The sequence below is a fragment of the Mesorhizobium onobrychidis genome (genome assembly GCF_024707545.1).
Classification (GTDB): Bacteria; Pseudomonadota; Alphaproteobacteria; order Rhizobiales; family Rhizobiaceae; genus Mesorhizobium; species Mesorhizobium onobrychidis.
In genome coordinates this window covers 2,015,700-2,025,000 of the sequence record NZ_CP062229.1, presented here as the reverse complement: position 1 = coordinate 2,025,000, position 9,301 = coordinate 2,015,700, and the positions used below count along the sequence as shown (strand labels likewise).

The 9,301-nt window shown below is 62.5% G+C and carries 5 protein-coding genes, 5 tRNA genes, 1 rRNA gene and 1 other RNA gene (1 of these 12 running past the window's edge); 4 read left to right on the top strand and 8 right to left on the bottom strand.

Annotation, left to right across the window (positions count from 1 at the left end; all coding sequences use genetic code 11):
• The 7 genes from IHQ72_RS10035 to rnpB all read right to left on the bottom strand — a co-directional run.
• A 16S ribosomal RNA gene (locus tag IHQ72_RS10035) occupies positions 1 to 323 on the bottom strand (it extends 1,162 nt beyond the left edge of the window).
• A gap of 537 nt (positions 324 to 860) precedes the next feature.
• Positions 861 to 943 (bottom strand) — tRNA-Ser (locus tag IHQ72_RS10030).
• Between the two features lie 33 nt (positions 944 to 976).
• Positions 977 to 1,049 (bottom strand) — tRNA-Cys (locus tag IHQ72_RS10025).
• 54 nt (positions 1,050 to 1,103) lie between these two features.
• Positions 1,104 to 1,188 (bottom strand) — tRNA-Tyr (locus IHQ72_RS10020).
• Positions 1,189 to 1,210: 22 nt separating this feature from the next.
• A tRNA-Ser gene (locus IHQ72_RS10015) sits at positions 1,211 to 1,302 on the bottom strand.
• Positions 1,303 to 1,327: 25 nt separating this feature from the next.
• Positions 1,328 to 1,413: transfer RNA gene (locus IHQ72_RS10010), tRNA-Leu, on the bottom strand.
• A 33-nt stretch (positions 1,414 to 1,446) separates the two neighbouring features.
• Positions 1,447 to 1,743, bottom strand: an RNA gene (rnpB, locus tag IHQ72_RS10005) — RNase P RNA component class A.
• Positions 1,744 to 2,066: 323 nt separating this feature from the next.
• Here rnpB and IHQ72_RS10000 point away from each other — a divergent pair.
• Positions 2,067 to 2,495, top strand: coding sequence for a CBS domain-containing protein (locus IHQ72_RS10000; protein ID WP_258122287.1), 429 nt, complete (start codon positions 2,067 to 2,069; stop codon positions 2,493 to 2,495).
• Positions 2,496 to 2,790: 295 nt separating this feature from the next.
• On the opposite strand, the gene IHQ72_RS09995 is transcribed toward IHQ72_RS10000, so the two are convergent.
• Positions 2,791 to 3,570, bottom strand: coding sequence for an alpha/beta fold hydrolase (locus tag IHQ72_RS09995; protein ID WP_258122286.1), 780 nt, complete (start codon positions 3,568 to 3,570; stop codon positions 2,791 to 2,793).
• Between the two features lie 135 nt (positions 3,571 to 3,705).
• Between IHQ72_RS09995 and IHQ72_RS09990 the strand changes: the two genes are divergently transcribed.
• From IHQ72_RS09990 to IHQ72_RS09980, 3 genes are all read left to right on the top strand, one after another.
• Entirely contained in the window at positions 3,706 to 4,635 is a 930-nt protein-coding gene (locus tag IHQ72_RS09990) for a LysR family transcriptional regulator (protein WP_258122285.1), read from the top strand.
• A 259-nt stretch (positions 4,636 to 4,894) separates the two neighbouring features.
• The gene (locus tag IHQ72_RS09985; protein WP_258122284.1) at positions 4,895 to 6,058 is read left to right on the top strand and encodes an efflux RND transporter periplasmic adaptor subunit; all 1,164 of its coding nucleotides are present in this window, start codon (positions 4,895 to 4,897) and stop codon (positions 6,056 to 6,058) included.
• Positions 6,055 to 9,186 (top strand): efflux RND transporter permease subunit, encoded by a 3,132-nt coding sequence (locus IHQ72_RS09980; protein WP_258122283.1) that lies wholly within the window; start codon positions 6,055 to 6,057, stop codon positions 9,184 to 9,186. Before IHQ72_RS09985 ends, IHQ72_RS09980 begins: the two co-directional genes overlap by 4 nt.
• The last annotated feature ends 115 nt before the right edge of the window (positions 9,187 to 9,301 follow it).

Below are 9,301 nucleotides of genomic sequence, written 5' to 3'. Positions count from 1 at the left end.
CTGCTGCCTCCCGTAGGAGTTTGGGCCGTGTCTCAGTCCCAATGTGGCTGATCATCCTCTCAGACCAGCTATGGATCGTCGCCTTGGTAGGCCATTACCCCACCAACTAGCTAATCCAACGCGGGCTCATCCATCTCCGATAAATCTTTCTCCAAAAGGACGTATACGGTATTAGCTCCAGTTTCCCGGAGTTGTTCCGTAGAGATGGGTAGATTCCCACGCGTTACTCACCCGTCTGCCGCTCCCCTTGCGGGGCGCTCGACTTGCATGTGTTAAGCCTGCCGCCAGCGTTCGTTCTGAGCCAGGATCAAACTCTCAAGTTTAGTAAGACTTTGATTTGGCTTTATCTGGTCACGCTTTGAATTGACGAGAACATTCACACCTGGACACTCGCGTGCCCTGGTAGACTTATTCTCTCAAAACGTGTCCGCCAAAGTCTCGTTCGAACCTCCCATCCCTGGCGGAATGAAAGGTTCAGCAGGACTCTGCCGCCCACGTTTCTCTTTCTTCAATATTCAATTGTCAAAGAACAGACATCGCAGACGCGATGTCGTGGCCCGTACGCTTTTGGCTTCGGGGCCGTTCGAGTGTCGCTCACGCGGCTCTCTTGAATTTCGCAGAGGGCAGATCTAGAAGCGAACCGCTTCGTCGCCAGCGGCGCACCGCCCTCGTTGGTGAGGCGTATATGGGAAGCATCGGTTTCGTGTCAAGCACCTTTTGGTGAAAGAACCTGCTAATTCCATTGCCGGCTTGGCATCGTGCCGCGTTCCCGGGTTTCAACCAGATCGAGCCATGTTGGCTGCAGGGATCGGGTTACGACAGCAATGCTCGTTTCCGGTTAATCCACAGCCTCATGCCGCTGGCGGAAGAGGAGGGATTCGAACCTCGATGCGGATGTCCCCGCATAACGGCTTAGCAAGCCGCCGCCTTCAGCCACTCTTCCATTTTGTCAGCTGTTGATCAGTTGTGGATAATTTGGAGGCGCCAGCCGGACTCGAACCGACATATACGGAGTTGCAGTCCGCTGGATAGCCGTTCTCCCATGCGCCGTCACGCTTCACTTCTAGGGACGCCACGTCTTGCAGTGCTTGACGGACAATGACTGGTGGAGGGAGTAGGATTCGAACCTACGAACTCTAAGAGGGCAGTTTTACAGACTGCTGCCATTAACCGCTCGGCCACCCCTCCGAATATCCAAGGGTCTGTCCGCTGGCGGAGGGGGAGGGATTTGAACCCCCGAGGCCCTTGCAGGCCTACCCGCTTTCGAGGCGGGCGCATTCAACCGGGCTCTGCCACCCCTCCATATTCGATTTAGTGCGGCCCGATTTGGTGCGGACGGCGAGATTCGAACTCGCAACGGGAATGCCCGGCCGGGTTTAGGCCGGCTGCGTCTACCGATTCCGCCACGTCCGCTGCGCGTCTGCCGGTTCTCGCCACGAGATGCTTGAGACCAGATCCCCTGTTCCGGGTTCTGTCGAGGACTGCCATTCCTCTTGGACGCCTGTCGCCAGGCGCCTCCTTGCCCGCCACCACGGCCCTCCCCGACACAGGTCACAGGGCACTTCTTGCGGTTGCTTCCCCCACCCTGTCGCCCGTTTCACCCGTCCGACTGGACGGCTCGTCTCTGTTGCCGTGGCTCGCCTTGCGGCGGACAGGCATTACCTGCTGGGGTGTGTCGGGAAGCCCGGACTTTCCTCGCTCCGCGACGTTCGTCGCTCAATGCGCGGCAGCCCGGAGATCTGATCTCTCCTGGTGGACCGGCTGGATCGTCACGATCCGACGGTTCCCACCATGAAAACTTGAGCCGCACAAGCCAGGCGCTAACCGACCCCGTGCGGCGGAACCGTCTCCGGTCTTGTCAGCTTATATGGGAACAAAGCGGGAAACTTCAAGGATCACGCCGGGAACCATTCGGCCCGGTTGTTAGTTCCATCAGCGAAGAACGGGACCGCCGAGCGAGCGTCGCAACGCGACTGACCTGAGGCCCTCAACAAAGTCCTTCAGCCAATATCGCTCGACGACCGCAGGCGCTGTTGCCGTTCTGGGCGCGAACAGGGAGATTGACCATGAAAGTCGCTGAGATAATGACCCCCAACGTCCATCTCGCCAGTCCTGGCGAGTCGCTGCAGAAGATCGCGAAACGAATGGCGGTTGACGATGTCGGATTCCTGCCCGTCGGAGAAAACGACCGACTCGTCGGAACGATCACTGACCGTGACATCGTCGTACGTGCCGTCGCCGAAGGCAAGAACGGCAACGCGACAGTCCGCGACGTGATGACCGAGGATGTCAAATACTGCTTCGAGGACGAAGATATCGAGCACGTCGTCCAGAACATGGGCGATATCCAGGTCAGGCGGTTGCCCGTCCTCAATCGCGACAAGCGCCTGGTGGGTGTGGTCTCGCTCGCGGACGCGGCGCTGAAGGAAGATCCGGCAACCGTCGGAATCGCGATGTCCGGCGTGGTCGTACCCGGCGGCGCACACGCGACGTAAGCGCTCTGCCCGGCAGGCGAGATCGGACTGAGTTCAGCGGCCCGCACTAGCATCGGACCCCAAAGTGGGTACCGGTGTGGGGAAATCCGATGCTCAGCCAAAAAGAGGAGCGGCGGCACGAGTCGGTTTGAAATGGCCTCTAGCGTTGTCGCGTCTCAAAGAGCCCAAAGCGACGGCTCGACCGAGCCCTAGCCAGACCTTCCCTGCCATATGCCGGGAGCGTCGATGACGCCCCCGGGCTGCACTAGTTCCGCTTGCGCTCTTGGCCGTGGCTCAGAGCTACGGTTGGGCGATGTCAGTTCGGTGCCACCTCGGTATCGCCCAGCACCACACCCTTGGCAGCCTGTTCGATCACGTCGGCTACAGCCTCTGGCTGGGTAAGGAACACCACATGGCTGCCTTTGACCTCGGTGGTGACCGCTCCAATACGATCGGCGGTGCTCCGAAGCAGTTCGGGCGCAATAGCGCCGTCCTCAGTCGCGACAACGTACCAGCTTGGCTTGGTCTTCCACGCCGCCGTCGTCACCTTGGCCTCAAGCGCCTTCATAGCGATCGGCACCTGGGAGTCGCGCAGGAATGCGGCGTCGGCATTGTCGGTATCCCCGGCAAAGCCGGCCTTAAACGTCTCAGTCTTCAGGAACGCGAAGCCATCGGGCTGCACGTCAGGCTGAAAGTTCGGCGGCGGAGGAACCTCGGCATATTGGTCCAGCGTGGACTGACCGACATCTGGAGCGAAGGCAGCGACATAGACGAGGCCCGCAACATTGGCAGCGTCGCCGGCTTCTGTAATTACCGTGCCACCGTAGGAATGGCCGACGAGAATGGCTGGCCCATCCTGCCGGGCGAGCACGCGACGCGTTGCGGCGACATCGTCTTCGAACGACGTGAGCGGATTCTGGACGATCGAGACTTTGTAGCCACGACTTGTCAGTTGGTCGTAGACGCCTCGCCATCCAGCTCCGTCGGCAAAGGCGCCGTGGACGAGAACGATATTGCGGAGCGGCGCGCTCTGTGCGTCGGCAGCAGTTGCCGAAAGCGTCAGCGCACCGACGGCGATCGCTAGGGATTTGATCATAGTAATTCTCCAGTTGGATTTTGCTGTTGATAGGACAATCATGATCTACTCTGAAGGGTCTGACTTGATTATCGAGCGGATTCGGACATCAATGTCTCAAAATGAGAGACAATCCGAATTCGCTGGAGGACTCAAATGCTGCGCGACTTCAGCGATACGGTCGCTTTCGTAAAGGTGGTGCAGGAAGGGAGCTTCACAGCGGCGGCGCGCGTGCTCAAGGTGCCGAAGACACGGATCAGCCGGAAGGTGCAGGAGCTGGAATCCAGACTGCAGACACAACTGTTGAATCGGACAACGCGCAGCCTGAAGCTGACTGAAGCGGGAGCGGTTTATTTCCAGCACTGCGAGCGAGTGGTGAAGAATCTGGAGGATGCGGAGAACGCGGTGGCGGAGTTGCAGCAACATCCGCGCGGGTGGCTTCGGATTACAGCCCCGTATTGGCTGGCAACTCGCGTCCTCGCGCCGCTGCTCACCGAGTTTCGCCGCTTCTATCCAGAGGTGTTCCCGCAATTGCTTCTTGGGCACGAAGTCGTCGATCTTGTCACCAAGGGCATCGACGTCGCTTTCCGGCTCCAGGAAGGCACCCTGCCCGATTCCACGCTCACGGCTCGGCGGCTCGTCGCATTGCCGATGGGCATCTATGGAGCCCCGACCTACCTGGAACGTGCGGGAATGCCACAGCATCCTTCGGAGCTGGCGGAACATGCCTGTCTGTTGACAGAATTCTATTTCAATCGTTCGGCTGTAGAATGGCCCCTGTCGAGCGGCGGCGAGCAGTCCCAGTTCAAAGTACGAGCAGTGGCCGTCGCCAGCGATCCAGAGGCTCTTCACGGGTTCCTGCTGGAGGGAGTTGGCCTGTTCATGACCAACCATGTGCGCGTCAAGTCGGACGTTGCGGCTGGAAGACTGGTTCGTGTCCTGCCCGAGTGGGCAGGGCCTGAACCGACCCTCTATGCGATCCGGCCAGGAGGGCGCGTTCAGCCTCCCAAGGTCAAAGCATTCTTGGACTTTCTCATTCCGCGGCTCGACTTGAAGAGGATTGATAGCAAAGGGAGCCACATCTGAAGCCGATCCTGCGCACCAAGCGCTTCTTCCGCCGCATCGCCGGGCGTTAAACTGACCCACTACCCCTTTGGCAGTAGCCGGCTGATGCAGTTTGACCCGAGCTAGCCCTTATCAACGTTACGCCGATTTAATGTGCAAGCGAGCGGGAGAATTGCCATAAAGCTTTGATATCGACGAACCATCCTGCGTGTCGGAGTGTGCCGTCGCGTCTACTTCACCTTGGGAACCGTAGGCGGTATATTTGCCAACCGGAGCGCCGATGGCCACCTGGAAACAGATCGTTTTTGCACTTGTGATCCTCGTCGCGGCTGCGGCCGCCTGGGTTCGCTTTTTTCCAGGCGCGCCGGATGTGCTGGCGCGCTGGGGCATCGACTGGGCTTATGCCGTAACGCCCCCGGCCGAGACGAGCGCCGCCACCAGTGCCACACAGGCAGGCGGCCGCAACGGCGCCGGCCAGCGGGTGACGATCGTCGCATTGCCGGCGGCCGCGGCCATCATCAACGACCGCCTGCAGGCGATCGGCACGGGCCGCGCCAACGCGTCGGTGACGGTCAATCCCTACAGTTCCGGCCGCCTCGTCGAATTCCTGGTCAAGTCCGGCGCCCATATCGAGAAGGGTGAGATCATCGCCACCCTCGATTCCGACACCGAGGTGATCGCCCAGAACCGCGCCAAGCTTGCTTTGCAGGACGCGCAGGCCAAGCTCAATCGGGTCAAGTCGCTCAGGGCTTCCAATGCCGCGACAGCCGTCGCCGTCGCCGATGCCGAGGTGGTGCTGGCCAATGCCAAACTGGCGCTCAGCGATGCGGAATTGGCCTTGCAGCGCCGTTCGATCGTCGCGCCGATATCGGGCATAGTCGGCATCCTGCCGATATCGGCCGGCAATTATGTGACCAGCCAGTCGGCAATCGCCACCCTTGATGACCGCTCCAGCATACTCGTCGATTTCTGGGTGCCCGAGCGCTTCGCCGCCGCCGTCAAGGTCGGCGCGCAATTGTCGGCGACACCGATCGCCAATCCCAACAAGGCCTATACCGGCACGGTCTCGGCAATCGACAACCATATCGACGAGACCAGCCGCACCCTCCTGGTCAAGGCGACGATCGCCAATCCGGCCGATTCGCTGCGTGCCGGCATGTCCTTCCAGATCACCATGAAATTCCCCGGCGACAGCTATCCCGCGGTCAGCCCGCTGGCGGTCCAGTGGGGCTCGGACGGCGCCTATGTCTGGGCGGTCGAGGACGGCAAGGCCAAGCGCGTTGCCGTGCGCATCATCCAGCGCAACACCGAGACCGTGCTGATCGACGCCCCGATCGTCAGCGGCGACATGGTGGTGACCGAGGGCACCCAGAACGTCAGCGACGGCGGCGAGGTCCGCATCGCCGGCGAAGAACAGCGCGCCGCCGAGGCCGACGGCTTATGACCGGGACCAACAACGGCGCCAGCGAAAATGGCTTCACTGCGCTGTTCATCCGCAGGCCGGTGATGGCCTTCGTGCTGAACACATTGATCGCGGTTGCCGGCCTTGCCGCCTTCTACGGCGTCGAGATCCGCGAACTGCCGGATGTCGACCGCCCCGTCATCACCGTTAACACGACCTTTGAAGGCGCCGCATCCGAAACCGTCGACCGCGAACTGACCGACGTGATCGAGGGCGCGGTCGGCCGCGTCTCCGGCGTAAAGTCGATCTCGTCCACCTCGTCCTTCGGCACGAGCCGCGTCACGATCGAATTCAACGACGGGGTCAACCTCGACGTCGCCGCCTCCGATGTGCGCGACGCCGTCGGCCGTGTCGCCAACCAGATGCCGGACACCGCGGATCCGCCCCGCATCGTCAAGGCCGATGCCAATTCCGAGCCCGTGATGCGGCTGGCCGTCACCTCCGACACCATGTCGGTGCAGGACATGACGGTGGTGGTCCAGGACCAGATCGAGGACGAGCTTGCCGCCGTCCCCGGTGTTGCCGACGTCCAGGTCTCCGGCGACCGCGACAAGATCTTCCGCATCGACGTCAACCAGCACAAGCTGGCCAGCCAGGGCTTCACCGTCGCTGATCTGCGGGCAGCGCTTGCCTCGGTCGCCTTCGATTCGCCGGCCGGCTCGATCACCACGACCAACCAGGACCTGATCGTGCGCACGACGGCGGACGTGACGACGCCGGAAGAGTTCGAGAACATCATCATCGGCGGCACGACGCGCATCCGCGACGTCGCCACCGTCACGCTCGGCCCCGACATCGGCCAGACCACATTGCGTTCGGACGGCAAGACCGGCATCGGCCTCGGCATCATCCGCCAGGCGGAATCGAACACGCTGGATATTTCGACCGGCGTAAGGGCCGCCGTCGCCGCGCTGCAGCCGAACCTGCCCGAGGGTATGGCGATCAAGGTCACCAGCGACGACGCGGTCTTCGTCAACGGCGCGGTGCATGAAGTCGAGATCGCGCTCGGCCTGTCCGTCTCCATCGTGCTGATCGTCATCTACGTCTTTCTGCTCGACTGGCGCGCGACGCTCATTCCCGGGCTCGCGATGCCGGTCGCCATGATCGGGACGATCGCCGCGATCTATCTCGCCGGCTTCTCGGTCAACATATTGACGCTGCTCGCTCTGGTGCTGGCGACGGGCCTGGTCGTCGACGACGCCATCGTCGTTCTGGAAAACATCGTGCGACGACGCAATGAAGGCATGGGCCCGCGCGCCGCCGCGGTGCTCGGCGCCCAGGAAGTGTTTTTCGCCGTGATCGCCACGACGCTGACGCTGGTCGCCGTCTTCGTGCCGATCTCCTTCCTGCCTGGCCAGACCGGTGGCCTGTTCCGCGAATTCGGCTTCGTGCTCGCCATGTCGGTGCTGCTGTCCTGCGTGGTGGCGCTGACCCTCTGCCCGATGCTCGCCTCGCGTATGCTGTCGAGCGCGCCGCTTCACCACGAGGCTAGCAGCGGCGTTGGCGCCCGCATCGGCGGCGCGCTCAATGCGCTCTATCGGCGCTGCCTGCACGCCTGCCTCGACGCGCCGTGGATCGTGCTTCTGGTCGCGGTGCTGTTCGCCGCCACCGCCTTCACACTGTTCGGCACGATCCGCCAGGAATTGACGCCGACCGAGGATCGCGCCGTCGTGCTCTTGCGCATCAACGCACCGCAAGGTGTCAGCCTCGACTACACGACCGAGCAGATGCAGAAGATCGAAAAACTGATCCAGCCGCTGCGCGATTCCGGCGAGATCCGCAGCACCTTCGGGAATGCCGGCCAGAACGGCGCCTACAACAGCGGCTTCATGGTGATGACGCTGGCACCATGGGACGAGCGCACGCGCAGCCAGCAGCAGATCATGGCCGAGATCAGCCGGCTCACCAGGCAGGTGCCGAGCATCCGTGTCTTCCCGGTGCAGCCCAACAGCCTCGGCATCCGCGGCGCCGGCAACGGCCTGCAGTTCGCGCTGGTCGGCAACGACCGCAAGGCGCTCGGCGACGCTGCTGTCAAGATCATCGCCGAGATGCAGAAGGACCCGCGCTTCCAGTCGCCGCGGCTCTCCGTCGATCCGACGCAGCCCCAGCTTTCCGTGGCCATCGACCGCGAGCACGCCTCCGACCTCGGCATCGACATCACCGGGCTTGCCGATACCTCGCAGGCCATGCTCGACGGCAATGATGTGGTCGACGTCTACATCGCCGACCGCAGCTACGGGGTGAAGCTCGTCTCGACCACCAACCCGATCAACGATCCGACCGATCTGGAGAATGTCTTCCTGAAAACGGGTGATGGCCGCTTCGTGCCGATGTCGACCATCGCCACCTTGACCGAGCGCGCCGTGCCGCCCTCGCTGACCCGCGAGCAGCAGCAGCCGTCGGTGGCCATCACCTCTAATCTCAGTAGCGATTTCGCGCTTGGCTCAGCGCTCACCCGCGCCGAGGAAATCGCCACGCCGCTTCTGCCGCCGGGCAGCCGCATTCTGCCGCTGGCAGAGGCCGCGACGCTCGGCGAGACCAACAGCGCCATGATCACCATCTTCGGCTTTGCGCTGGTCATCATTCTGCTCGTGCTCGCCGCCCAGTTCGAGAGCTTCGTCAGCGCCATCATCATCATGGCCACGGTGCCGCTCGGCCTTGCCTGCGCGATCTTCGCGCTTTTGCTCAGCGGCACCAGCCTCAACGCCTACAGCCAGATCGGCCTGGTGCTGCTTGTCGGCGTCATGGCCAAGAACGGCATTCTGATCGTCGAGTTCGCCAACCAACTGCGCGACCGTGGGCTCGGCGTGCGCGAGGCGATCGAGCAGGCCTCCATCATCCGGCTGCGGCCGGTGATGATGACGATGATCTGCACCGTGCTCGGCGGCGTGCCGCTGGTGCTGGCGAGCGGCGCCGGCGCCGAGGCGCGCATCGCGCTAGGCTGGGTGATCGTCGGCGGGCTGGGCCTGGCCACCGTCTCGACGCTGTTCCTCACCCCGGTCGCCTATCTCCTGCTCGGCCGCTTCGTCACGCCGAAGATGGAAGAAGAGGGCCGGCTGAAGCGCGAACTCGAGGAAGCCGCCTACGCCAACATCGAGCCGGCGGAGTAGCTCTCCTCGCCAGAGGATGCCGGCAGGCAAGTGAGGGGCAGGAGCAAACCCTGCGAATGATGGGTGCTGCCTCATCCGGCCCTCGGCGCCTTCGCTGATGCTCTGAACGAGCTGG